At 66.6% G+C, this 23349-nt stretch carries 22 protein-coding genes; 13 read left to right on the plus strand and 9 right to left on the minus strand.

Going from position 1 to position 23349, the window contains the following annotated elements; genetic code table 11:
• Positions 1–56: 56 nt before the first annotated feature.
• From ACZYZF_RS13965 to ACZYZF_RS13985, 5 genes are all read left to right on the plus strand, one after another.
• Positions 57–977, plus strand: coding sequence for an ACP S-malonyltransferase (locus tag ACZYZF_RS13965; protein ID WP_463746912.1), 921 nt, complete (start codon positions 57–59; stop codon positions 975–977).
• Positions 978–1070: 93 nt separating this feature from the next.
• On the plus strand, positions 1071–1367 hold the full coding sequence (gene acpM / locus ACZYZF_RS13970) for a meromycolate extension acyl carrier protein AcpM (protein WP_003884427.1): 297 nt from the start codon (positions 1071–1073) through the stop codon (positions 1365–1367).
• Entirely contained in the window at positions 1364–2614 is a 1251-nt protein-coding gene (gene kasA, locus ACZYZF_RS13975) for a 3-oxoacyl-ACP synthase KasA (protein ID WP_463746651.1), read from the plus strand. Before acpM ends, kasA begins: the two co-directional genes overlap by 4 nt.
• A 78-nt stretch (positions 2615–2692) precedes the next feature.
• Entirely contained in the window at positions 2693–3946 is a 1254-nt protein-coding gene (gene kasB, locus ACZYZF_RS13980; RefSeq protein WP_463746650.1) for a 3-oxoacyl-ACP synthase KasB, read from the plus strand.
• Positions 3947–3993: 47 nt separating this feature from the next.
• Positions 3994–5418 carry an acyl-CoA carboxylase subunit beta gene (locus tag ACZYZF_RS13985; RefSeq protein ID WP_463746649.1) on the plus strand — a complete coding sequence of 475 codons (1425 nt, stop codon included), beginning with the start codon at positions 3994–3996 and terminating at the stop codon, positions 5416–5418.
• A gap of 90 nt (positions 5419–5508) precedes the next feature.
• Here ACZYZF_RS13985 and ACZYZF_RS13990 read toward each other — a convergent pair whose 3' ends face one another.
• The gene (locus ACZYZF_RS13990; protein WP_463746648.1) at positions 5509–6258 is read right to left on the minus strand and encodes an SDR family oxidoreductase; all 750 of its coding nucleotides are present in this window, start codon (positions 6256–6258) and stop codon (positions 5509–5511) included.
• Positions 6259–6345: 87 nt separating this feature from the next.
• Here ACZYZF_RS13990 and ACZYZF_RS13995 point away from each other — a divergent pair, with 87 nt between their 5' ends.
• Positions 6346–7224, plus strand: coding sequence for a LysR family transcriptional regulator (locus tag ACZYZF_RS13995; RefSeq protein WP_463746647.1), 879 nt, complete (start codon positions 6346–6348; stop codon positions 7222–7224).
• Here the strand turns inward: ACZYZF_RS13995 and ACZYZF_RS14000 are convergent.
• From ACZYZF_RS14000 to ACZYZF_RS14010, 3 genes are all read right to left on the minus strand, one after another.
• A complete protein-coding gene (locus ACZYZF_RS14000) occupies positions 7221–8339 on the minus strand; it encodes a DUF2235 domain-containing protein (protein WP_463746646.1) in 1119 nt (372 codons plus the stop codon). The two genes, ACZYZF_RS13995 and ACZYZF_RS14000, sit on opposite strands and share 4 nt — an antisense overlap.
• A gap of 79 nt (positions 8340–8418) precedes the next feature.
• Entirely contained in the window at positions 8419–9966 is a 1548-nt protein-coding gene (locus ACZYZF_RS14005; protein ID WP_463746645.1) for a glycerol-3-phosphate dehydrogenase/oxidase, read from the minus strand.
• The gene (locus ACZYZF_RS14010; protein WP_463746644.1) at positions 9963–10550 is read right to left on the minus strand and encodes a TetR/AcrR family transcriptional regulator; all 588 of its coding nucleotides are present in this window, start codon (positions 10548–10550) and stop codon (positions 9963–9965) included. Before ACZYZF_RS14010 ends, ACZYZF_RS14005 begins: the two co-directional genes overlap by 4 nt.
• Before the next feature lie 50 nt (positions 10551–10600).
• On the opposite strand from ACZYZF_RS14010, the gene ACZYZF_RS14015 reads away from it, so the two are divergent.
• Positions 10601–12181 (plus strand): FAD-binding oxidoreductase, encoded by a 1581-nt coding sequence (locus ACZYZF_RS14015; RefSeq protein ID WP_463746911.1) that lies wholly within the window; start codon positions 10601–10603, stop codon positions 12179–12181.
• On the plus strand, positions 12178–13089 hold the full coding sequence (locus tag ACZYZF_RS14020) for a diacylglycerol kinase (protein WP_463746643.1): 912 nt from the start codon (positions 12178–12180) through the stop codon (positions 13087–13089). The genes ACZYZF_RS14015 and ACZYZF_RS14020 overlap by 4 nt, the downstream gene beginning before the upstream one ends.
• On the opposite strand, the gene ACZYZF_RS14025 is transcribed toward ACZYZF_RS14020, so the two are convergent.
• Positions 12999–13841 carry an alpha/beta hydrolase gene (locus tag ACZYZF_RS14025; protein WP_463746642.1) on the minus strand — a complete coding sequence of 281 codons (843 nt, stop codon included), beginning with the start codon at positions 13839–13841 and terminating at the stop codon, positions 12999–13001. The genes ACZYZF_RS14020 and ACZYZF_RS14025 overlap by 91 nt on opposite strands.
• Positions 13842–14063: 222 nt before the next feature.
• A complete protein-coding gene (locus tag ACZYZF_RS14030) occupies positions 14064–14699 on the minus strand; it encodes a TetR/AcrR family transcriptional regulator (protein ID WP_463746641.1) in 636 nt (211 codons plus the stop codon).
• A 106-nt stretch (positions 14700–14805) separates the two neighbouring features.
• On the opposite strand from ACZYZF_RS14030, the gene ACZYZF_RS14035 reads away from it, so the two are divergent.
• From ACZYZF_RS14035 to ACZYZF_RS14055, 5 genes are all read left to right on the plus strand, one after another.
• Positions 14806–15690, plus strand: coding sequence for an SDR family oxidoreductase (locus ACZYZF_RS14035; RefSeq protein WP_463746640.1), 885 nt, complete (start codon positions 14806–14808; stop codon positions 15688–15690).
• Entirely contained in the window at positions 15687–16616 is a 930-nt protein-coding gene (locus tag ACZYZF_RS14040) for a patatin-like phospholipase family protein (RefSeq protein ID WP_463746639.1), read from the plus strand. Before ACZYZF_RS14035 ends, ACZYZF_RS14040 begins: the two co-directional genes overlap by 4 nt.
• Positions 16613–18067: a flavin-containing monooxygenase gene (locus ACZYZF_RS14045; protein ID WP_463746638.1), complete on the plus strand. Its 1455-nt coding sequence runs from the start codon at positions 16613–16615 to the stop codon at positions 18065–18067. Before ACZYZF_RS14040 ends, ACZYZF_RS14045 begins: the two co-directional genes overlap by 4 nt.
• 121 nt (positions 18068–18188) lie before the next feature.
• On the plus strand, positions 18189–20447 hold the full coding sequence (locus tag ACZYZF_RS14050) for a DUF4185 domain-containing protein (RefSeq protein ID WP_463746637.1): 2259 nt from the start codon (positions 18189–18191) through the stop codon (positions 20445–20447).
• A 4-nt stretch (positions 20448–20451) separates the two neighbouring features.
• Positions 20452–20979, plus strand: a complete 528-nt coding sequence (locus ACZYZF_RS14055) for a hypothetical protein (protein ID WP_463746636.1) — start codon at positions 20452–20454, stop codon at positions 20977–20979.
• Positions 20980–20983: 4 nt separating this feature from the next.
• Here the strand turns inward: ACZYZF_RS14055 and ACZYZF_RS14060 are convergent, their stop codons facing one another.
• The 3 genes from ACZYZF_RS14060 to ACZYZF_RS14070 form a co-directional block, all read right to left on the minus strand.
• Positions 20984–21496, minus strand: coding sequence for a DUF3145 domain-containing protein (locus tag ACZYZF_RS14060; RefSeq protein WP_463836014.1), 513 nt, complete (start codon positions 21494–21496; stop codon positions 20984–20986).
• 113 nt (positions 21497–21609) lie between these two features.
• On the minus strand, positions 21610–22443 hold the full coding sequence (locus ACZYZF_RS14065) for a serine hydrolase domain-containing protein (RefSeq protein WP_463746910.1): 834 nt from the start codon (positions 22441–22443) through the stop codon (positions 21610–21612).
• A gap of 21 nt (positions 22444–22464) precedes the next feature.
• The gene (locus tag ACZYZF_RS14070; RefSeq protein WP_463746635.1) at positions 22465–23349 is read right to left on the minus strand and encodes a chemotaxis protein CheY; all 885 of its coding nucleotides are present in this window, start codon (positions 23347–23349) and stop codon (positions 22465–22467) included.

The following is a 23349-nucleotide window of genomic DNA, read 5'->3' on the forward strand; positions in this document are numbered from 1 at the left end:
TCTTACACCCCACAAAACCGACTTCACAGTGTTCTCTTAAAGACGTGCCTCAACCCATGCTCGCATTGCTTGCTCCCGGACAGGGATCGCAGACGCCCGGCATGCTCTCCGGATGGCTGGAGCTGCCCGGTGCGGCCGACCGCCTCGCCACCTGGTCGCAGATCAGCGGCCTGGATCTGGCGCGCCTGGGGACCACCGCCACCGCCGAGGAGATCACCGATACCGCGGTGACGCAGCCGCTCGTGGTGGCCGCCACGCTGCTGGCTTATGAGGAACTGACCAAACGCGGCGTCCCCGAGACCGCCGAGACACTCGTCGCGGGCCATTCCGTCGGCGAGATCGCCGCCTACGCCATCGCCGGCGTCATCTCTGCCGACGACGCCGTCAAGCTGGCCGCCACCCGTGGCGCCGAGATGGCCAAGGCCTGCGCGGCCGAGCCGACCGGCATGTCCGCGGTGCTCGGTGGCGACGAGGCCGAGGTGTTGGCCCGGCTCGAGTCGCTCGACCTGATCCCCGCCAATCGCAACGCCGCGGGCCAGATCGTGGCCGCCGGCGCGATCGCGGCGCTGGAGAAGCTCGCCGAGGACCCGCCGGCCAAGGCCCGCGTCCGTCAGCTGGCCACCGCAGGCGCCTTCCACACCCGATACATGGCCTCCGCGCTGGACGGGTACGCCGCCGCCGCCGAATCTGTAACAACCTCTGAGCCCACCGCGACACTTCTGTCGAACGCGGACGGCCGGCCCGTCACCTCGGCCGCCGATGCCATGGAGAAGCTGGTGTCCCAGCTGACCAAGCCGGTGCGCTGGGATCTGTGCTCCGCCACCATCCGGGACCGCTTCCAGGGCGCCGAGCGCGCCGGGATCGTCGAGTTCCCACCGGCGGGCACCCTGGTCGGTATCGCCAAGCGCGAACTGAAGGGCACACCTACGCGGGCGATCAAGGCCCCCGCGGACCTGGAGGGCTTGGACGAGCTGTAAGTCCAGCGACAACTGAATAAGCAGTAACCAACAGAACGTCCCGAACAGCCCTCCGCACCCGGAGGGCGCTGTCAACAACAAGAAGGAGCCATTGTGGCCGCCAGTCAAGAAGAAATCATCGCCGGTCTCGCCGAGATCATCGAAGAGGTCACCGGCATCGAGCCGTCTGAGGTGACCCCGGAGAAGTCGTTCGTCGACGACCTGGACATCGACTCGCTGTCGATGGTGGAGATCGCCGTGCAGACCGAGGACAAGTACGGCGTGAAGATCCCCGACGAGGACCTGGCCGGCCTGCGCACCGTCGGTGACGTCGTCTCCTACATCCAGAAGCTCGAAGAAGAGAACCCCGAGGCCGCTGCCGCCCTGCGCGAGAAGTTTGGCTCGGAATGACCAAACCTTCCACTGCTAACGGAGGCTTCCCGAACGTCGTGGTGACCGCCGTGGAGGCCACCACGGCGCTCGCTGCTGACATCGAGAGCACGTGGAAGGGCCTCCTGGCCGGAGAAAGCGGCATCCGTGAGTTGACCGACGACTTCGTCACCAAGTGGGACCTTCCGGTGCGTATCGGTGGTCACCTTGTCGACGACATCGACAGTCACCTGACTCGCATCGAGTTGCGCCGTAATTCCTACGTGCAGCGCATGTCTCTGGTGCTGGCTCGCCGGCTATGGAAAAACGCGGGTGCGCCCGAGGTCGATCCGGATCGTTTCGCGGTCGTGATCGGCACCGGTCTCGGTGGTGGCGAGAAGATCGTCGAGACCTACGACGCGATGAACGAGGGCGGGATCCGCAAGGTCAGCCCGCTCGCCGTTCAGATGATCATGCCCAACGGTGCGGCCGCAGTCGCCGGCCTGGAGCTGGGTGCTCGCGCCGGGGTCATCACCCCGGTGTCGGCATGCTCGTCGGGATCTGAGGCCATCGCCCACGGCTGGCGTCAGATCGTGATGGGTGACGCGGACTTCGCCGTCGTCGGCGGCGTGGAAGGCGGTATCGAGGCACTGCCGATCGCGGCGTTCTCGATGATGCGCGCCATGTCGACCCGCAACGACGATCCCGCGGGCGCGTCCAGGCCGTTCGACAAGGATCGCGATGGCTTCGTGTTCGGTGAGGCCGGCGCGATGATGATCATCGAGACCGAAGAGCACGCCCTGGCTCGTGGCGCCAAGCCGCTGGCCCGGGTGATGGGTGCCGGTATCACCTCGGACGCGTTCCACATGGTGGCTCCGGCCGACAACGGTCAGCGTGCCGGTGCCGCGATGAAGCGTGCGCTGGAGACCGCCGGCATCGAGGCCAAGGACATCGACCACGTCAATGCCCACGGCACGGCCACCCCGATCGGTGACACCGCCGAGGCCAATGCCATCCGGGTTGCCGGATGTCAGAACGCTGCGGTCTACGCACCGAAGTCGGCGCTGGGCCACTCGATCGGTGCGGTCGGTGCGCTGGAGTCGGTGTTGACGGTGCTCGCATTGCGGGACGGGGTGATCCCCCCGACGCTGAACTACCAGACACCGGATCCCGAGATCGATCTCGATGTGGTTGCGGGCGAGCCTCGTTATGGCGACTACAAGTACGCCATCAACAACTCATTCGGGTTCGGTGGCCACAATGTGGCTCTGGCCTTTGGGAAGTACTGAGGCGGGCACACGGCCCGGTAGGTAACCCCGGACGGTGAAACAACCGAGGGAATGCACGGAAGGAAGAACTCCGTAAATATGGCGGGATTGTCCACGGGGAATGGTTTTCCCAATGTGGTTGTCACCGGCGTAGCCATGTCAACGGCGCTGGCAACTGATGCTGAAAGCACCTGGAAGAAGCTGCTCGATGGCCAGAGCGGCATCCGGTTGCTGACAGATCCATTTGTCGAGGAATACGACTTGCCGGTTCGCATCGGCGGTCATCTCCTCGAGGATTTCGATCATGAGCTGACGCGGGTTGAACTGCGCCGATTGTCATATTTGCAGAAGATGTCGACGGTCATCGGCCGCCGGGTTTGGGCCAATGCAGGCTCCCCGGAGGTCGATGGTCGCCGCCTCATGGTGTCCATCGGCACCGGTATGGGGTCTTCCGAGGAACTCCTGTTCGCCTACGACGGCATGCGGAACAAGGGCCTGCGGGCGGTGTCGCCGCTGGTCGTGCAGATGTACATGCCCAACGGGGCAGCCGCAGCCGTCGGTCTGGACCGCAAGGCCAAGGCCGGGGTCAGCACCCCGATCTCGGCCTGCGCGTCGGGGTCCGAGGCCATCGCCAATGCGTGGCGCCAGATCGTGCTCGGTGAGGCCGACATGGCGATCTGCGGCGGTGTGGAGACAAAGATCGAGGCCGTGCCGATCGCCGGGTTCGCTCAGATGCGGATCGTGCTGTCCAACAACAACGACGATCCGCCTGGCGCCTGCCGACCGTTCGACAGAGACCGCAACGGTTTCGTCTTCGGCGAGGCCGGCGCCTTGATGGTCATCGAGACCGAGGAGCACGCCAAGGCGCGCGGCGCCAACATCCTGGGTCGGATCATGGGTGCGAGTGTGACGTCGGACGGCTACCACATCGTGGCGCCGGACCCCAACGGCGAGCAGGCCGCTCACGCCATGACCCGCGCCATTCAATTGGCGGGCCTGCAGCCCAACGACATCGATCACATCAACGCGCATGCCACCGGCACCAGCGTCGGCGATGTGGCCGAGGGTAAGGCAATCAACAATGCGATGGGCGGCCATGTGCCCGCGGTATACGCGCCCAAGTCCGCGCTCGGCCACTCGGTCGGTGCGGTCGGTGCGGTCGAGTCCATCCTGACGGTGATGGCGCTGCGCGATGGCGTCATTCCCCCGACGCTCAACCTGCGCAACCTCGATCCGGAGATCGATCTGGACGTGGTGGCCGGTGAGCCGCGACAAGGCGACTACAAGTACGCCATCAACAATTCATTCGGATTCGGTGGGCACAACGTCGCGCTCGCCTTCGGGAAGTACTGAGCTTCCGAACTACGGCGACCCAGCGCTTTCCACTAGAGGAGACCTTTATGACGATCATGGCCCCCGAAGCTGCCGCTGAATCGCTCGACCCCCGCGATCCACTGCTGCGCCTGCAGACCTTCTTCGATGACGGCAGCGTCGAGCTGCTGCACGAGCGGGACCGCTCCGGCGTGCTGGCCGCGGCCGGCACCGTCAACGGCGTTCGTACGGTGGCGTTCTGCACCGACGGCACCGTGATGGGCGGCGCCATGGGCATCGAGGGCTGTGCCCACATCGTCAATGCCTACGACAACGCGATCGAGGAGCAGAGCCCGATCGTGGGGATCTGGCACTCCGGCGGCGCTCGGCTGGCCGAGGGCGTCAAGGCGCTGCACGCGGTCGGTCTGGTCTTCGAGGCGATGATCCGGGCGTCGGGTTACATCCCGCAGATCTCGGTGGTCGTCGGCTTCGCCGCCGGCGGTGCGGCCTACGGGCCCGCCCTGACCGACGTCATCATCATGGCGCCGGACAGCAAGGTGTTCGTCACCGGTCCGGACGTGGTGCGCAGTGTCACCGGCGAGGACGTCGACATGGTGTCGCTGGGCGGCCCCGACGCCCACCACAAGAAGTCCGGTGTGTGCCACATCGTGGCCGACGACGAGCTCGATGCCTACGAGCGCGGCCGCCGTCTGGTCGGATTGTTCAGCCAGCAGGGCCATTTCGATCGCAGCAAGGCCGAGGCAGGCGACACCGACCTGACCGCGCTGATGCCCGAGTCGGCCCGCCGCGCCTACGACGTGCATCCGATCATCGAGGCATTGCTCGACGAGGGCGTGCCGTTCGAGGAGTTCCAGGGCAAGTGGGCCCCGTCGATCGTGGTCGGTCTCGGCCGGCTCGCCGGCCGGTCGGTCGGTGTGATCGCCAACAACCCGCTGCGCCTCGGTGGCTGCTTGAACTCCGAAAGCGCCGAGAAGTCAGCACGTTTCGTGCGGCTGTGTGACGCGTTCGGCATTCCGCTGGTGGTCGTCGTCGACGTCCCCGGTTACCTGCCCGGCGTGGATCAGGAATGGGGCGGCGTGGTGCGCCGCGGCGCCAAGCTGCTGCACGCCTTCGGTGAGTCCTCGGTCCCCCGCGTCACCCTGGTGACCCGCAAGATCTACGGCGGCGCCTACATCGCGATGAACTCGCGGTCGCTCAACGCCACCAAGGTATTCGCCTGGCCCGACGCCGAGGTCGCCGTGATGGGCGCCAAGGCCGCAGTGGGCATCCTGCACAAGCGCAAGCTGGCGGCTGTGGAAGACGCTGCAGAACGCGACGCGCTGCATGAGGAACTCGCGCTGGAGCACGAGAGGATCGCCGGCGGTGTGGATTCGGCGATCGAGATCGGCGTGGTCGACGAGAAGATCGATCCGGCCCACACCCGCAGCAAGCTGACGCAGGCGCTGGCCGAGGCCCCGCACCGCCGCGGTCGCCATAAGAACATCCCGCTGTAACTCTTCAGCGCGAGCACCTTCTCCCCGCGAGCAGACACAAACCTGCCCATTTCCGCGTGAAAATGGGCAGGTTTACGTCCGTTCGGCGTGCTAGCGGGTGGTGTAGCCACCATTGGCGAAGATGGTCTGCCCGTTGATCCAGTGCCCCTCGCCGGCGAGGAAGACGACGAGCGGGGCAATGTCGGTGATCTCGGTCAGCCGGTTGCCCATGGCCTGCGACTTGTGGAACTCGACCCGCTCCGGGGTCTCCTGCGGATAGAAGAACGGCGTGTCCATCGGACCGGGAGCGACGTTGTTGACGTTGATGCCGCGGACGCCGAACTCCTTGGAAGCCGCCCGGGTGAAGTGCTCGACCGGACTTTTGGAGCCTGCGTAGGTCGAGTACCCATCGGTGTAGGCCGCCAGCAACGCGGTCACGATGGTCACCACCGAGCCGTTGTCGTTGAGCCGCTTGCCCGCCTGCTGCAGGAAGAAATAGGCGGCTTTGGCGTTGATGTCGAACATCGAGTCGTATTCGCCCTCGGTGGTTTCCACGAACGGCTTCCGCAACACCTTGCCTACGGTGTTGATCGCTATGTCGACGCTGCCGAATGCGTCGACGGCAGTGTCGAAGAGTCGTTCGACGTTGGCCGGGACGGTCAGGTCGCCTTGTACTTTGACGGCCTTGACGCCCGCATCATGCACTGCCGCCACCGTCTTGTCGGCATCGGCCTCACTGCTGGCGCTGTTGAAATGGACAGCGACGTTGACACCGTTGGCAGCCAACGTCGTGCTGATCAGGCCGCCAAGGTTCTTCGCGCCGGCAGCAACGACTGCCGACTTGCCTTCCAGTTTGCTCATGGCTAGCAGCGTAGTTTCGCAATCCACATATGGATAACGCAAAAGATCGAAGTATCCACAAGCTTTGGTTGTGGATAGGATTGACGGATGTCAGAGACAGTCCCCGATCTACGACGTTTGCGTCAATTCATCGCGATCGCAGATTCCGGCAGCATCACCGCGGCGGCCGCCGCGATGCACATTAGCCAGCAAGCCCTCAGCAGCTCCATGCAGCAACTGGACAAGGAGCTCAACGCCACACTGTTCCGGCGCGAGGGTCGTCGTCTGACACTCACTCCGGCCGGCGAATTGCTTCTGGCCGAAGGCCGAACACTGCTGGCAGCGGCGCACACCGTGGCCGACCGAGTGGAACAGACCGCCGAGGGTGCAGCCGAGGTCTTTGTCGTCGGCCACACCCCGGCACTGAGCGGCGGCGAAGCCTACACCCGCCTCGAACCGGCCATCACGGCGTTCCCGGAGACCTCCTTCACGTTCCGCCAGCTCTACCCCGATCAGCTCATCGATGCGGTATTCGACGGCACAGTGCAACTCGGCTTGCGCCGCGGAGTGGTGCCCACCAACGAATTGGCCACGGCCATCCTGGGTTACGACCGCGTGCGGCTGGCCGTACTCCGCGAACACCGGCTGGCAGGGCAGCCCACCGTCGACGTTCACGAACTCGCTGGGGAGCGCATCGCGTTGTGGGCACCTCCGGGAGCGTCGTACTACAGCGACTTTCTGATGGGTGCGTGCCGGCGTGCCGGTTTCGAACCCGACTACGTCGTCAGCCGGGTCCAGGGCGCGGCCACCGTCGCCGCCCCTCTCACCACCGGCGCCGTCACGTTCGTCACCACTCCCGCCGGCCCGGCCATGGACGGGCGCGTGGTGGTCACCGAACTCGAGCCTCCTTTATTGGTGGGCGCCCAGGCAATGTGGCAGCGGCACACCAGTTCAGCGGTGCGCGACGCACTGCTCTCGCACGTCTAGCCGATCCGGCTCAAATTACCCACTTCGATCGGCACGACCCGTTGCTCCGGATCGTTGTTGGGTACAGGCGCTTTCCACCAACCACGTAACCGCTGATGCCGGTCGACTGTCGAGGCAATGTACTCGTTGCCGCCTGCTCCGCCCTCGCGCGAGTGTGGCGGTAAGAAACGGTAGATGCCTTTGCGCGAATTCTGCGCCGCCTGGGTGGGATTCGGATTGATGCGAGTGTATGCGTCAACAATGTCGTCGACCGTTGTCGCCTCACCTGGGAACACGCCGGGCCGGAATGCTGTGTCGACGAACGCCAGTCCCGCGCCCCGAGCTTTCTCCAGCATCCAGCACAACGCGATGTCGCTGAGTCCGTGGTTCTCGTTGCCGCCGCCCACATCGGAGTGCGCTCCGGCGAACCACACCTGTTCCAGACGCTGCGCGGCGGGAGCCATATTCGACTGGGACCAGATGGTGGGTACGAACGGACCGCGCCGCTCGTCGATCGCGAGTGCCTGGTACGCCTCCCCGACCCTCGAACTCAGAGTGGTGTCGTGAAACTCGTACCGCTTGTTGAATTGACGGGCCAGCCACCCCCCGACTGACGGAATCCCCAGGGCACCAACGGTGTCCCAGACACCGATGAACCGGATCTCGGGTTCGCAGGAGTACATCTTCCGGAACAGTGCCGCCGCAACGCTGCGCGGATTGGTGTTCTTGTTTCCGGCCCGGTACAGCGCATACGCCTGTTCGATCTGATCGGCACTGTCGCGATGCAGCACGCCCGAGTTGCGGATGAGGCCTGCTGTGCTGCGTGCCGTGTACGCCCCGCGGCTGAATCCGAAGAAGAACAACTCGTCGCCCTCTTCGTAATTCTGGACGACGAATCGATAGGCCTCGCAGACGTCGCGGAACAGACCGGCACCGAAGGCCCCGCCGAGCAGGCGGTCCGACCGGGTGGTGCCCACCCCGCGGTGATAGAACAGGCGCTGCTCTCGCCCTTCACCATCGTGAGAGGCCAGCGCCATCGCCACTTTCGCGACATTTGTCGGCGTGGGCTTGCCATCTGTTGTCTGATCAGGTGTGTTCCATGTGCCGTCGCAGCACACCACCAGTCGCTTCGCCATGACTGAGCTCCCTCACCGCACCGGTACGCGCCTCATGCTCAGTGTGCGCGTGCCGGGCGATCACGCCATGCGTAGTGGACTACTCGAGTTCCCCGAATTCGGCGAGCATCTCGGCAGCCGCCTCAACTGCACGATCCCGGTCGCCGCTCACGAGCCCGATACGGGTACGCCGGTCGAGGACGTCGTCGACGCACAGCGCGCCTTCGTGGGTGACGGCGTACTCGAATTCGGCACGGATGACGTCGATTCCGTCGGCCACCGGGTCGGTGGGGCGGGCGCAGCGAGCCCGGGCGATTACGGTAGGCGCCTCGGCTCCGTACCGGGCCACCAGCGAGGACGGCAATGGGTGCTCAGATCGCAGGGTGGACACCGGATTGGCCGGGGCACCCACCAGTGGCAGGTTGGCAGTGCGGCAGGCCGCGGCGGACAGCCCGCGCAGGGCCAGCGCCCGGTCCAGGACATCCTGGGCCATGTACCGGTATTCGGTGAGCTTTCCGCCGATGATGCTGATCACGCCGCTCGCCGATTCCACCACCGCGTGCTCGCGGGACACGTCGGCGGTCTTGCCCTCTCCGGTGTCGATCAGCGGCCGCAGCCCGGCATAGGAGCCACGAACATCTGAAGTGGTCAGCTCGGTGGCCAGTGCGGTGTTGACGGTGTCCAACAGAAAGCGGATCTCCCCCGGAGTCGGTTGTGGCACATCGGGAATGGGCCCCGGCGCGTCTTCGTCGGTCAGCCCGAGGTAGACGCGGCCGAGCTGCTCGGGCATGGCGAAGACGAACCGGTTCAGCTCCCCCGGTATCGGAATGGTCAGGGCCGCGGTGGGATTGCCGAAGGCCTCAGCGTCGAAAACCAGATGTGTTCCGCGACTGGGCCGCAGCGTGAGTGCCGGATCGAGATCGCCCGCCCACACTCCGGCGGCGTTGATGACCATGCGCGCGGTCACCTCGAAGGAATCCCCGGTCAGTTCGTCGGTCAGGCGTACCGAGGTGGCGTCGGCCGCGCCGGCAGAGACTCTCGTGAGGATGCGCGCCCCGTGTTGCGCCGCGGTGCGGGCGACCGCGGTCACCAGTCGGGCGTCGTCGACGAGCTGGCCGTCGTAGGCCAGATAGCCGCCGTCGAGCCCCTCGGTGCGCACGGTAGGCGCCAGTTCGACGGCACGATGTGCGTCCACCCGGCTCGACCGCGGCAGGGTCGACGCGCTGGTTCCGGCGAGCCTGCGCAAGCCGTCACCGGCGACGAATCCGGTGCGCACCAACGCGCGCGACGCGCGGCTCATCGAGGGCAACAGGGGCACCAGTTGCGGCATGGCCTTGACGAGATGAGGTGCGTTGCGGGTCATCAGAATTCCGCGCTCGATCGCACTGCGGCGGGCGATCCCGATGTTGCCCGTGGCCAGATAGCGAAGCCCGCCGTGCACGAGTTTCGAGCTCCACCGACTGGTCCCGAACGCCAGATCGTGCTTCTCCACCAGCGCCACACTCAGACCTCGGGCGGCCGCATCCAGCGCGATGCCCGCGCCGGTGATCCCGCCGCCGATGACGATCAGGTCGATCTGTTGCCCGTCGGCCAGCGCGGCCAGTTCGGTTGCGCGCCTGGTGCGGTTGAGTGCTGTCGGGCCGGTCACGATTCCAGGTATCCGTTCAGAGCGTGGGTGAGCTCGGCCGCCAGGGCGTCGGCATCGAGGATGGGCTCGACCATCTGCGCGGACTGGATTGCCGACTGGGTGATCAGCAGGCACATGGTGGCCAGCTGGCGGGGATCCCCGGCCCGGACGCGGTCTCCTTTCGAGCGCACTTCCTGCGCGAGCTTGAGCTCCCCGGCCAGTGCGTCGATCAGGATCTGCTGGCTGGTGCCCAGCCGCTCGGCGATGTAGACCATCGCCACCTCCGGCGCGGAGTGCAGGACCGCCATGATCACCTCGTCGTGGCGCAGCCGTGCGGCCACGGTGACCATGCGGTCCACCAAGGCGGTCCGGCCTGGCCCCTGACCCCCGGTTTCGTCCAGAACACCCACGATCCGCGCGGTGAGCAGCGCAGCCAGGATCGACTGGGTGTCGGGAAAGCGCCGGTACACGGTGGGCCGGCTGACCCCGGCCCGCCGGGCGATCTCGGCCAGCGTCACCCGGTCCACGCCGAATGCCAGGACGCAACTGGCGGCCGCATCCAAGATCTGGTCGCTCAGCGATCCTTCGTTACTGATTGACATCATGTGTAATACTGTAACGCATGACTCAGCCGGCCGAACAGTTTCTGCCTCCGATGAAATGGAATGCCTGGGGCGACCCACAGGCAGCCAAGCCGCTCTCCGACGGAATCCGGGCTCTCTTGCAGCAGGCGCTGGGCGTCGACAGCGCGCCGGTCGCAGAGCCGGCACCCGAGCAGGTGCAATTGCGACCGTCGGCATTGCCCGACGGCGATCGTGAGGCACTCGCCGCCATCGTCGGCGCACCGCACTGCGGTACCGATACCATGTCCCGCCTGCTGCACGCCGGGGGCAAGTCCACGTTGGACCTGTTGCGCCGCAACGGTTCCGCCATGCAGGATGCGCCCGATGCAGTGCTGCTCCCGGCTACCGAAGACGAAGTCGCCGCAATCCTGGCCTACTGCACCGAACACCGGATCGCGGTCGTCCCGTTCGGTGGCGGGACCAGCGTGGTGGGTGGCCTCGATCCGCTGCGCGGTGATTTCACCGCGGTTGTCGCGCTCGACCTGCGCCGGTTCGACGAGCTGCACAGTCTCGACAAGGTGACCGGTGAGGCCGAACTCGGCGCGGGCGTCACCGGGCCCCAGGCCGAGGCGTTGCTTGGCGCACAAGGCTTCTCACTGGGCCACTTTCCGCAGAGCTACCAGTTCGCCACGATCGGCGGGTTCGCCGCGACCCGCTCCTCGGGGCAGGATTCGGCCGGCTACGGCCGCTTCGACGATATGGTCCGCGGCCTGCGCGCGGTGACCCCGGCGGGGACGCTGGACCTCGGTCGCGCTCCGGCCTCGGCAGCCGGACCGGACCTGCGTCAGCTACTTCTCGGCTCGGAGGGCGTGTTCGGCGTCATCACCCGGGTCCGGGTCCGGGTGCATCCGGTGCCCGAAACCACGCGCTACGAGGCCTGGTCCTTCCCTGATTTCGCCACCGGAGCCGAGGCTCTGCGGTCCGTCACCCAGACCGGCACCGGCCCCACGGTGATCCGGCTTTCCGACGAGGTCGAGACCGGGGTGAACCTGGCCACGACGGATAGCATCGGCGAGCAGAGCATCACCGGCGGCTGCCTGGCCATCACGTTGTTCGAGGGCACCGCGGCGCACGCCGAAAGCCGCCATGAGGAGACTCGCGCGGTGATGGAAGCCCACGGCGGCACCTCACTGGGTGACGCGCCGGCCCGGGCTTGGGAACACGGCCGGTTCAACGCACCGTATCTACGCGATTCGCTCCTGGCCGCGGGCGCATTGTGCGAGACGCTGGAGACCGCCACCACGTGGTCCAACCTGGCCACGCTGAAGGCCGCGGTCACCGGCGCCCTGACCTCCGCGCTCGCTGAATCGGGCACGCCGGCCCTGGTGATGTGTCACATTTCGCATGTGTACCCCACCGGCGCCTCGCTCTACTTCACGGTCGTCGCCGCCCAGCGCGGCAATCCGATCGAGCAGTGGCACACCGCCAAGACCGCGGCCTCCGACGCGATGGTGCGGGGCGGCGGCACCATCACCCACCACCACGCCGTCGGCGCGGATCACCGCCCTTGGATGCGTGAGGAGATCGGCGATCTCGGCGCCGAGGTACTGCGCGCAGTCAAGGCCGCGCTGGATCCGGCCGGAATCCTCAACCCGGGCAAGCTGATTCCGTGAATCGGGTCACTGTTCTGACCAATCCCATGTCGGGACACGGCAATGCGCCGCATGCCGCCGAGCGGGCAGTCGCACAGCTCCAGCGGCGCGGCATCGACGTGTGCGCGATCGTCGGGACCGACGCCGCGCATGCCCGCCGTCTGGTCGATGAGGCACTCGACCGCGGCACCGACGCACTTGTCGTGGTCGGCGGCGACGGGGTGATCTCGCTGGCCCTGCAGGCGCTGGCCCAAGGCGATGTCCCGCTGGGTATCGTCCCCGCCGGGACGGGAAACGACCATGCCCGCGAATATCGTCTGCCGACAGGCGATCCCGAGGCGGCGGCCGACATCGTGGCCGATGGCCACACCGAAACGGTCGATCTCGGCCGCATCGAGGACGTCGCCGGCGCAGTCAAGTGGTTCGGCACCGTGATGGCCGCCGGGTTCGATTCGCTGGTGAGCGACCGGACCAATCGGATGCGTTGGCCTCACGGCCGGATGCGCTACAACGTGGCGATGGTCGCCGAGATCTCGAGGCTACGACTGCTGCCGTTCCGTCTCGCATTCGACGACGGCCCGGAGATCCGCACCGACCTCACCCTGGCGGCATTCGGCAACACCCGCAGCTATGGCGGCGGCATGTTGATCTGCCCGGGCGCCGACCATTCGGACGGACTGCTCGACGTCACGATGATCACCTCGGCGTCCCGCACCAGGTTGGTGCGCCTGTTCCCGACCGTTTTCAAGGGCACCCACGTCGACCTCGACGAGGTGACGACCAAGCGTGCCAAGACAATTCATGTCGAGTGCCCGGGCAGCTCCCCAAGTATCAATGCCTACGCCGACGGGGATTTCGCCCTCCCGTTGCCGGTCACGGTGTCAGCGGTGCCGGGGGCACTGCGCTTGCTCGTGCCCAAACAGTCCTGAATGAACTCCACGATGTAGTCGCGGGCCTCACGGCTCTCCGGCAGAAACGGCAGGAACGCCGGGAAAGCGTGGAGCTGTCCTGGCCAGAGCTTGAGGGTGCTCGACCGGCCGGCTTGTGTCAGCATCTCATGCATGCGTTCGGCGTCGCAACGCAGAGCCTCGGACTCCGCCGCGATGATCAGGCTGGGCGGAAAGTCGGTGAGTACGCCGTTGACCGGGGACAGCGCGTGGTGGTCAGAGTTCTTGGGGCCGACGCATCCGACGACCATCGGCAGGGCCAGTCCGATCCCCATCCGATCGGCAGTGAAGTTGGGATGGCCGGCGCGGCGTTCACCGTCGAGTTCGAGCAGCGGGCTGATGCCGATGACGCCGGCCGGCGCATCCAGCGCCTGCTCCTGGGCGGCGAGAACAGTTGCGAACGCGAGGAATCCACCTGCCGAATCGCCTGCGATGACCGTCTTGGCCGGCTCCGCGCCCTGGTCCAACAGCCAGCGGTAGGCGCGTAGGCAGTCCGCGACGGACTCGTCGACCGTCACGTGGGGGTGCTGACGGTACTCGACGTGCACCACGGGAAGTTGCGTCTGTCGAGCGAGTGCGACCACGACATGCGAGTGGGTGTCGAAGCCGCCGAGAAAGAACCCCCCGCCGTGCAGGTACAGGATGGCGCCGTCGGAAAGCGGGCGGTGAGCCGACTCGGCTGTCCGGACGGACTCGATCGTGACATGACCGAGCGTGATACGGCTGACCCGCAACCCCCGCCGCGGGCGAAGGCGCTGGAGCCGCGCGAGCGCGTTGATGCGACGACCGATCGCGGAGAGGCGATCCTCTGCGGATCGATCCCCTTGGTAGGCAACCGATCTGCGTATCTGTACGAGAAGGGTTCGGCGAGCGATCGCATAGCACGCGCGGGATCTGCGGCTGGGCCGTCGTGTTGACAGTGCGGCGGCGGGTAATGCCATCCCAACTCCTTCGGTTTACCTCGGCGCCCCAAGGGCGGCAAGCAGTTTCATCAGATGGCCGAAAGCGTCGGTGAACGGCCGAGCAGGCACCGTCGGGTCGATGGCCCGCTGGATGCCGAGGCCGATGCCGGCACTGAGCAGTAGGTTGCCGAGATCCGCCAGGCTCGCCGCGACGTCGTTGTTCGCCATCTGCGCTTCGGTGAGGCCCAGCTCTGCCGACATCGACTGCAGCACGTCGATCACCATCTGCGCGGCCTCGTCGCGCAGGGCCGTGATCATCTCGGCAAGCTCGGGATTGTTCCGAGACAGCACTGCGAATTCGAGTTCGAGCATGGTCCAGCCGACATCGCCTGCGGTGCGCTCGAGCCAGGCGCTCAACGCCTCCACGCGATTGTCGAGCTCCGCGTCGGATATCGCGAGCTCGGCCATCTCGGCGAACTTCTCGCGGTGGATCAGCTCGAGCACATCACGGCACAGGTTGGTCTTGCCGCCGAAGTTGGAGTACACCGCGCCTTTTGAGTAGCCCGCGTCATCGGCGATGTCTTCGAGGCTGGTGGCGGCGTACCCGTGGCGCAGGAAGCGCTGTTTGGCGGCCTCCAACAGTTCGGCTCGCGTCTGTTCCTGGCGTTGAGCCCTGGTCAGCCGCGGCATTCGCTGATGATAGTTCGGAGCGGACTTTGGGTATTGAATTAACTCAAAGTATTCGGATACCGTCAGTATGCGAACGGTCGTGAGGCGACTCAAGGGGAGGAATGACGTGCGGTTTTCACAGCGGCAGGGGTTGGCGGACGGGGCGGTGGTCATCGTCACCGGCGGGGCGCGTGGCATCGGCGCCAAGACGGCGGAGCTGTTCTCCGCCCGCGGCGCCACCGTGTGGATCGGCGATGTCGATGCCGATGTGGCCGCGACGACCGCGGCCGGTATCCCCCGCTGCCGGGCGGCATATCTCGATGTCACGCAGCGGTCGTCGTGGGATCGATTCGTCGCGGACGCCGTCCGCGAATCAGGCGGCATCGACATCCTGGTCAACAACGCCGGGGTCATGCCGCTCGGCGCGTTCGCTGCCGAACCCGAGGCCACCACTGACCTGATCCTCGACGTCAACGTGCGTGGCGTCTTGAACGGCATGCGCGCCGTCGTCCCGTCGATGGTGGACCGTGGTTGTGGTCACGTCGTGAATGTGGCGTCGATGGCGGGCATGATCCCGATCCCGGGCATGGTGACCTACAACGCCAGCAAGTTCGCCGCACTCGGCGCCTCGCTGGCGGCACGTCGCGAGTACGCAGGCACCGGGGTCTCCGTGTCGGCCGTGCTGCCGTCGGCGGTTCGCACCGAGCTCACCTCGGGTGTGCGGCTCGGAAATGGTCTCCCCACCGTGGATCCCGACGACGTCGCGCGAGCGATCCTCAAGACCCTGCGGAGCCGGGCCGCCCGCACGTCGGTCCCAGGTTGGGTCGCCCCCGGGTGGGCCCTTGTCGACGCCCTGGTACCCGAGGCGATCCAGCGCGCGGTGCGAGACAGGATCGACGACCGCCGTGCCCTGACCGCCCTCGACGAGAAGGGCCGGTCCACGTACCTGCAGCGCATCGACCGGCAGTCGAAAGCCCATGCCGTGCAGCCCGATTCCGGGGTGACTCCATGACGAGGGCAGTGGTGATCGGTTGCGGTGGCACCATCGGAGGCGCGTGGACGGTCGCGGCGCTGCACGCCCTGGCCGAACAGACCGGGTGGGATCCGCGTGACACCGCCGTGCTGCAAGGCACTTCGGCGGGCGCCGAGCTCGTCACGATGCTGGGCGGCGGCGCCACAGTGGACGATCTCGTCGCGATGCACCGCGGCACCTCCACCGACGAGCGCCTGCGCCGGCATGTCGCGGACACGCCGTCCAGCATGCCGCCGATCCCGGCGCCCCGACTGCTCAACCCGCGCCTGCTCGGGAGTCAACGGGGCCTGGCCGCCGCCACCGGCATCGCTCCCGCTGGGCGCGGCAACGCGGACTGGTTGCAGCGTCTCGCCGACGGGTTCTCCGATCCAGCGGGGTGGCTGACACACCCTGGCATCCGGATGGTCGCCTTCGACTACCAGCGTGGCGAGCGTGTCGTGTTCGGGGCGCCCGGCGCACCGGAGGCCACCGCGGGCGAAGCGCTACGCGCGTCCTGGGCGGTGCCGGGCTGGATGCCCCCGGTCACGATCGGCGGCCGCCAGTTCGTAGACGGCGGCGCCGCATCGACCGCATCGGTCGATCTGATCGCCTCCGATGATGCCGAGACCATCTACGTGATCACCCCAATGGCCTCCGAACCAGGTACGCGTGCACCGGGACTCGGTGGAAGGCTGGAGCATCGACTGTTGCGCCGGCCGATGTCGGTCGGGCTGGACCGCGAAGTGGCGGCGGTGCGGGCGCGCGGCGCGCAGGTCGTCGTCATCCGGCCCGACGCTGACGACCTCGCGGGCCTGGGTTCACACTTCATGCGGCGTAGCCGACGACAGTCGGCGTTCGAGGCATCGATGCGCACCACACCTTTCACAGTCCGACGTGCGCTCGCAGTCAGTGAGGACGCTCGGTGAGCCGCGAGGTCCGCATCGTCATCATCGGAGCGGGGATGGCCGGCATCGCCACCGCATACACGCTCAAGCAAGCCGGGTTCACGAATTTCACCATCCTGGAAAAGGGTTCGGATGTCGGCGGAGTCTGGCACTGGAACCGCTACCCGGGCCTCACCTGTGACGTCCCGTCGCAGATCTACCAGTTCTCGTTCGCGCCCAAACCGGACTGGAGCCACATCTGGGCCGGCGGGCAGGACATCCAGCGCTATCACCGCGACGTCATGGAACGATTCGGACTCGACGCCCATCTGCGGTGCAACACCGAAGTCGTCGAGGCCCGCTACGACAGCAGCACCACGTCGTGGACGCTCACCACCAGTGACGGCGACACCCTGACAGCCGATTTCGTCATCTGCGCCACCGGGGTGCTGCACCACCCGTCGATACCCGACATTCCCGGTATGGACACCTTCGGCGGACCGATCGTGCACACCGCGCGGTGGGACCCGACGGTAAAGACCGACGGCCGGCGTATCGCCGTGATCGGCACGGGATCCACTGGCGTGCAGGTTGTTTCGGCCTTGCAGCCCAACGCACGCACTCTCTTGCACTTCGCCAGATCGCCGCAGTGGATCCTGTGGGCGCCGATGTCGCTGCGGCAGTCGTCGGTGATCGCCAGGGTGCTCCGCCGGCGGCCGGGATGGCATGACTTTCTGTTCCGGCGACTGCAGTGGGGAGCCAACATCCTTGCCGACGTCGTCACCACCCCGTCGTGGCGACGCACGTTGGTGCAGTCCTATGCCCGATGGAGTCTGGCCGTCCAGGTCCGTGACCCCGCACTGCGGGCAAAACTCACTCCGGACTATGAACCGCTGTGTAAACGACAGGTGGTCTCGGGCACGTACTACCGCGCCATCAAACGCCCCAACGCCAAACTGGTCGACGAACCCATCCAGGAATTCACCCCGACGGGAATCCGCACCGCTGACGGCACGCACCACGAAGTCGATGTCGCGGTGCTGGCCACGGGTTTCCAGGCGCACAACTACATGCGGCCGATGAATATCGTGGGCCGCGACGGCCTCACCCTCGACGATGCGTGGGTCAAGGGCCCACGGGCCTACCGCATGACAGCGATCCCCGGCTTTCCGAACCTGTTCACCGTGCTGGGCCCGAACTCACCGACCGGGTCCATCCCTTTGCAGTACTCGGCCGAGCGCACCGCCGGCTACATCGTGGCCTGGCTCAAGCGATTTGAAAACGCGGAACTGTCCGAGGTCGAGGTCACCGAGGAGGCCACCGACGAGTTCAACACCGCGGTCGCCGACGGGCTCGGTCCGACGGTGTGGAACACCGGGTGCAATTCGTGGTACTTCACCGACGCCGGAACCATCGACCTGTGGCCGTTCGACCGGGCCACCCTCACCCGCATGCTGTCCGAACCGGACCCCGCCCACTACCGGATCCGGTGACGGCGAGCCACGCATCAAGCCCTCTTCCTGCGATTCGGCGTGTTTGCCCGACACCGTGAACGGCACACGGTACGTTTCGTTCGGGCCGGGGTTGTGACTGAGTGGACTGGTACGGAGCGTCATGGAATCGACGAAATACATCGGCCGCGTCGGCGCGCTGGCCGTTGCTCTCGGCATCGGCACGGCCTTGACTTCCGGGACCGGAATCGCCTGGGCCGAAAGCGGACCCAGCGGTACCGGCAATTCGACGGCGGGAAGCTCCGACGGCTCCACCTCGAACTCAGGAACGAAGCAGAACCCGGGCAAACCGTCGAGCATCAAGAAGCCGGCGACCACTCCGTCCGGCGCGGTGTCGAAGATCGGCGAGCGGATCCGCAAGGACGTCGAGTCCGGCCTGAACGACGTCGGTGACGCGATCAAGCAGACGCAGAGCCGCCTGGCCTCCGCCCGCACGCCGCTGCGGAACCAGACGTCCAAGCCCCGGAGCAAGATTCAGGGCACCCTCACCGATGCCCTTGATGCCGGGACAAAGGCCGGCACCGGCCAGAAGCCCGACAAGGTCGATACCGCCCGGATCGTCCCGGAAGCGGCGACCTCTGCACCCGCTCTGCGGCGCGCACAACGTCCCAACACCGTGGTGGTACGCCTCGACGACGCCACCGAAAACGTCGCCCAACGCGGCCGCGACGTCGTCTCCACGCTGCGCACCGAGGTCACCACGTTCGACATCCCCGACGTCGTGCCGGAGAAGTCCGTCGTCCCGGCCGCGCCGACCACAGCCCCCAAAGTCACCGCCACGCCGGTGATCTCAGCATTGCTGGGCGTCGCGGGGCTGTCACCGTTCGGTGCGGGAACCAGCCCGGTCGCCCCCGGCCAGTCCCCCGCGCTCTGGGCCATGATGGCGTGGACGCGAAGGGAATTCGAGCGGTCGATCAATCCGATCGGGTCACGCGTGGTCTCGGCCGACGACGCCGCGTCGGTGGTGGCCGAGGGCGAGATCCAGCCGATGGCAGCCACTCCCAATGCGGCGGTGCAGACCGATGACCTGACGCCCAAACCTCAGGTCCCGTCGTCTTTGGCCGATTACACCACCAAGCTCGGGTGGGTCACCGGCCCCGGCGTCACCGACCACTGGTACGTCGCGGGCACAGACCTCGGCATCATGTGGAACAGCGGTTACACCGACCCGGTGACCGGAAAACCGATCGTCTACGCCTTGTTCGGCGATACCTATAGCGAGCCGGGCATGGCCGGCGACTGGCGCAACAACGTGTTGTTCCGCACCGCCGACACCAATCTGTCCAACGGTCTCCAATTCAGCGATGCCGTGATCAATGCCGGGGCGCAGTATCCCGGCGACCCCGCCGGGGTTCATCAGTGGTACGGCACCGGGGGCTCGGCCGCCGGCGCCTCACAGATCATCTACGACCCAGGCGGCCTCAACGGGCTGTTCGGCCAGACCTACACGATGATCCCGACGTCGGCGATCGCGATCGAAAAGCCTGGCGCCGAAGGCGGTTACCGGCAGTACGCCACCGTGATGTCGATCCGCACCTGGGACAACCCGGGCAGCTGGACCACGAACTACTCCGCGATCGCCTACTCCGACGACGGCGGCAAGACCTGGACCGTCGACCGCGACACCGTGCGTTCCTCGGGCTGGTTCCGCGCAGGGCCGGCCTACGTCCCCGGCGACGAGCATTTCCAGCAGAACGCGCTGGTGATGTCGGACGACCCGACCGATCCGTACGTCTATGTGTACGGAACGCCATCGGGCAGGCAGGGCTCGGCCTACGTGGCACGGGTACAAAAGGATCAGATCACCAACCTGGACGCCTATGAGTACTTCGCCGGTGAGGATTCCAGCGGTGCCGGGCAATGGGTGACCGGTGACCCGTCGGCGGCAGCCCCGGTGTTCGGCTCCAGCCGAACCGATTTCCTGCCGACCGTCTACCGGGTCGCGGACTTCTTCACCTTCGGGTTGTTCACCAAGGTCGCGAACGGTATCTGGGTCGGCGGTCTGCCCACGAACGGAAATGTCAGCGAGATGTCGGTGCAGTACAACGAGTATCTGGGCAAGTACGTCGTGCTCTACACCGATGGCGGTAACAACGTGGTGATGCGGGTGTCGGACTCGCCGCAGGGTGAATGGTCGGATACCACGACGCTGGTGAAGAACAACCTGACGAGCGACACCGGCATGTACGCGCCGATGGTCCACCCGATGTCGGGCACCGACTACTTCAACACCGTCGATGCCAACGGCAATGTGGTCGAGGACAACTCGCAGTACCTGTACTACAACCTGTCCTACTGGGGTGACTACAACGTCCGGTTGATGCAGACCGACCTGGCATCGATGAAGACGGTCTCGGTGTAGGGCCATGTACCGGGTGTTTGCGTCGGGCGGGGCGGTGATCATCGTGGCTGCCGCACTCAGCACGAGCGCGTGTGCTCACGCCGATCCGGAGCCGGCGCCTCCCGGTCCACCCGACACCACCGCGCCGCAACCGGACTCGTCATGCACCGAAAACCTGGCCGGTGCACTGACTCTGGCCGAGCCCGGACAACTCGGCAACAACCGGCGCCTGCTGCAATGCACTACCGGGACCTGGCAGGTGTTCGGTGGTCCGTACCCGTCGTCGGACCGCTGGCTGACGACCGGCCCGGCGCCGATGATCCTGCACGGGCAGGGCCGACGGAATCCGGAAGCCGCAGCAGGCACCTGGACGGCGACCCCGCAGACCGCCGAGGCCCATTGCAGTGCCGATGTTGTCGATGTCCTGGGCGCCGGCGAGACGTCGGAGCCCGAGACTTTCAGCGCCGAACCGGGCCAACCGCTGACCATCGAGATCAGCGACCACATGTTCACAGCGAAGCTCAGCGGCTACTGCCTCTGGGCGCGCAGCTGACGAGCTATCCGACGCCCCGGTTCAGCCACGACACCTCGGCGCCGTCACCTCCGTTGCGGTAGGGCTCGAGTGACTCGTCCCACGGGGTACCCAGCACGGTGTCGAGTTCGGCGGCCAACATGTCGGCGCCGCCGGCCATCAGGGACCGCAGCCGCATCTCGCCGACCATCACGTCCCCGTTGGCACTCATCGCGCCGCTCCACAGACCGAGGTGGGGGGTGTGGCACCAGCGGTGCCCGTCCACTCCGGCGCTGGGGTCCTCGGTCACCTCGAAGCGCAGCACAGACCAGGAGCGCAGGGCATTGGCCAACTGCGCCCCGGTGCCGACGGGCCCAACCCAGTTGGTGACCGCGCGCAACTGGCCGGGCATGGCCGCTTGCGGAGTCCACTTTAGGTTGGCCCGCGCCGACAGGGTCGACGACAACGCCCACTCAACATGCGGGCATACCGCCGCGGGTGAGGCATGGACATACACCACGCCCGTCGCCGCGTCGGCGAACTGGTTCGACGCACGCATCTGCTACTCCTTCGGATACGAGGGACGTCTTCCCCAACGGCCTGGTATTCCGATCGAGCATGCAGTTGTGTGTGCCGCGCGTGTCTATTGTGCCTTGTGTGGCCAGTGTTGCGCTAGTCTGTCCCGCTTTCTCTCAGGACACCATCAGATATTGCCGGCCACAGCGAGTAGGTCCAGTCCCCGAAGTCGCGGTCGGTGAGCACCACCAAGGCCAGGTCAGCGGCCGGATCCACCCAAAGAAACGTGCCCGATTGGCCGAAATGCCCGAACGTGCGCGGAGAGTTTGCCGAGCCGGTCCAGTGCGGAGATTTGGCGTCCCGGAGCTCGAACCCCAGTCCCCAGTCATTGGGGCGTTGCACCCCGAACCCCGGCAACACCCCATCGAGCCCGGGAAACTGCACCGTCACCGCATCGTCGTGCAATTGCTGTGACACCAGTGCCGGACGAAGCAACTCAGCGGCGAACATCGCCAGGTCGGCAACAGTCGACACGCCGCCGAACCCGGCTGCCTGCGTCCCGCCCAACAACGTGGATGTGGACATTTGCAGCGGCTCGAACACCGCTTCGGTCAGATAGCCGGCGAACTCGATGTCGGCGGCTTCCTCGACGGCGCGGGCCAACAGTTCGAAACCGTAGTTCGAATAGATCCGACGCTGCCCCGGACGCGCCAGCACCTCGGCCGAACGCATGGACACCCCCGACGCGTGCGCCAACAGGTGGCGGATCGTCGAACCGGGCGGGCCGGCCGGGGTGTCGAGTTCGACGGCGCCCTCTTCGATCGCGATCTGCACGGCCCGGGCCACGAGCGGTTTGGTCACCGAGGCCAACGTGAAGGCCTTGCTCGCGTCGCCACGGCTGGCCAGTACCCCGGACGGGCCGACCACGGCCGCGGCCGCCGAGTCGACCGGCCAGGTATCGATCACGTCGAGAACATCGGCAGCGTTCATCGGGCTCATCACCCGCAAAATCTATCGGGCCCGACCCAGATTCCGGGAAAGCAATTCCTCGACCATGCTCGCTGCCACCGCGTCCACGTCGACGACCAGGCGACGCAGGCCGACCGCCCGCCGAACCAACTCCCCCGGATCGCCGTCGGCGACCGCCGAGAGCCGGTGCACATCGCAGACCGCACGGTAGGCCGACTGGGTCGATTCCGGTTCGGTGGCCTCACACCACCGCTGCATCGACTGCGTCCAGGACGACACCCGCTCACCGGCACCCCGCCCGTGCACCAGGTTCAACGCTCGGCGGTACACGTCTGCCGCCCACTCCACCGGGACCGGTTCGTCGAGCACCGGCAGCAGCACCTGATCCAGGGCGCGGTACCCGGTCGAGTCGCCGGCCGCGACGGCCGCCATGCCGCCCAGCGCCCGCGCCAACGTGCCCAGTGCCGCATCATCGAGATGCTCGGCGATGGCAGCCAACCGTGCTGTCGCAGTGACGGATCGCTCGTCATCTCCGGTATCGGCCGCCGTCGCTGCGAGCAGGTATGTCAGGTAGCCGTGCGCGGTGGTCTCCGGAACACCGTCGAGCAGCACCTGCGCCCGTTGGCCCCAACTTCCGGCCAGCGCGACATGCCCACGGGCCAGCCAGGCCAGGCCGAGTTCTGCTGCCTTCATCGCAGCCTGCACCGGGTCGGTGCGCAGCAGTCGCGTGTGCACCTGTTCGTTGATCCGCACGGATTCGCGGCCGTGCCCCTGCCGCCAGGCCGCGGAGGCGAACACGGCAAGATCGTCGGTGTCGAGGGCCTGCACTCCGTCGACGCGGCTGAAGGATTCGTAGCTGGTACGCCAGTCATTTCGCCGATACGCCGAGCGTGCGACTACCAGCAGTTGGGTTCGATCGTCGACCAC

This window comes from Mycobacterium sp. IDUB_24, assembly GCF_055419385.1.

Excerpts from the sequence above, each read along its gene's own strand:
- ACZYZF_RS14050 (WP_463746637.1), top strand. The coding sequence starts at position 18,189 with ATGGAATCGACGAAATACATCGGCCGCGTCGGCGCGCTGGCCGTTGCT.
- ACZYZF_RS14015 (WP_463746911.1), top strand. The coding sequence starts at position 10,601 with ATGAAATGGAATGCCTGGGGCGACCCACAGGCAGCCAAGCCGCTCTCC.
- ACZYZF_RS14010 (WP_463746644.1), bottom strand. The coding sequence starts at position 10,550 with ATGATGTCAATCAGTAACGAAGGATCGCTGAGCGACCAGATCTTGGAT.
- ACZYZF_RS14000 (WP_463746646.1), bottom strand. The coding sequence starts at position 8,339 with ATGGCGAAGCGACTGGTGGTGTGCTGCGACGGCACATGGAACACACCT.
- ACZYZF_RS14065 (WP_463746910.1), bottom strand. The coding sequence starts at position 22,443 with ATGAACGCTGCCGATGTTCTCGACGTGATCGATACCTGGCCGGTCGAC.
- ACZYZF_RS14040 (WP_463746639.1), top strand. The coding sequence starts at position 15,687 with ATGACGAGGGCAGTGGTGATCGGTTGCGGTGGCACCATCGGAGGCGCG.
- ACZYZF_RS13995 (WP_463746647.1), top strand. The coding sequence starts at position 6,346 with ATGTCAGAGACAGTCCCCGATCTACGACGTTTGCGTCAATTCATCGCG.
- ACZYZF_RS13985 (WP_463746649.1), top strand. The coding sequence starts at position 3,994 with ATGACGATCATGGCCCCCGAAGCTGCCGCTGAATCGCTCGACCCCCGC.
- ACZYZF_RS14055 (WP_463746636.1), top strand. The coding sequence starts at position 20,452 with ATGTACCGGGTGTTTGCGTCGGGCGGGGCGGTGATCATCGTGGCTGCC.
- ACZYZF_RS13965 (WP_463746912.1), top strand. The coding sequence starts at position 57 with ATGCTCGCATTGCTTGCTCCCGGACAGGGATCGCAGACGCCCGGCATG.
- ACZYZF_RS14060 (WP_463836014.1), bottom strand. The coding sequence starts at position 21,496 with ATGCGTGCGTCGAACCAGTTCGCCGACGCGGCGACGGGCGTGGTGTAT.
- ACZYZF_RS14030 (WP_463746641.1), bottom strand. The coding sequence starts at position 14,699 with ATGCCGCGGCTGACCAGGGCTCAACGCCAGGAACAGACGCGAGCCGAA.
- ACZYZF_RS13990 (WP_463746648.1), bottom strand. The coding sequence starts at position 6,258 with ATGAGCAAACTGGAAGGCAAGTCGGCAGTCGTTGCTGCCGGCGCGAAG.
- kasB (WP_463746650.1), top strand. The coding sequence starts at position 2,693 with ATGGCGGGATTGTCCACGGGGAATGGTTTTCCCAATGTGGTTGTCACC.
- kasA (WP_463746651.1), top strand. The coding sequence starts at position 1,364 with ATGACCAAACCTTCCACTGCTAACGGAGGCTTCCCGAACGTCGTGGTG.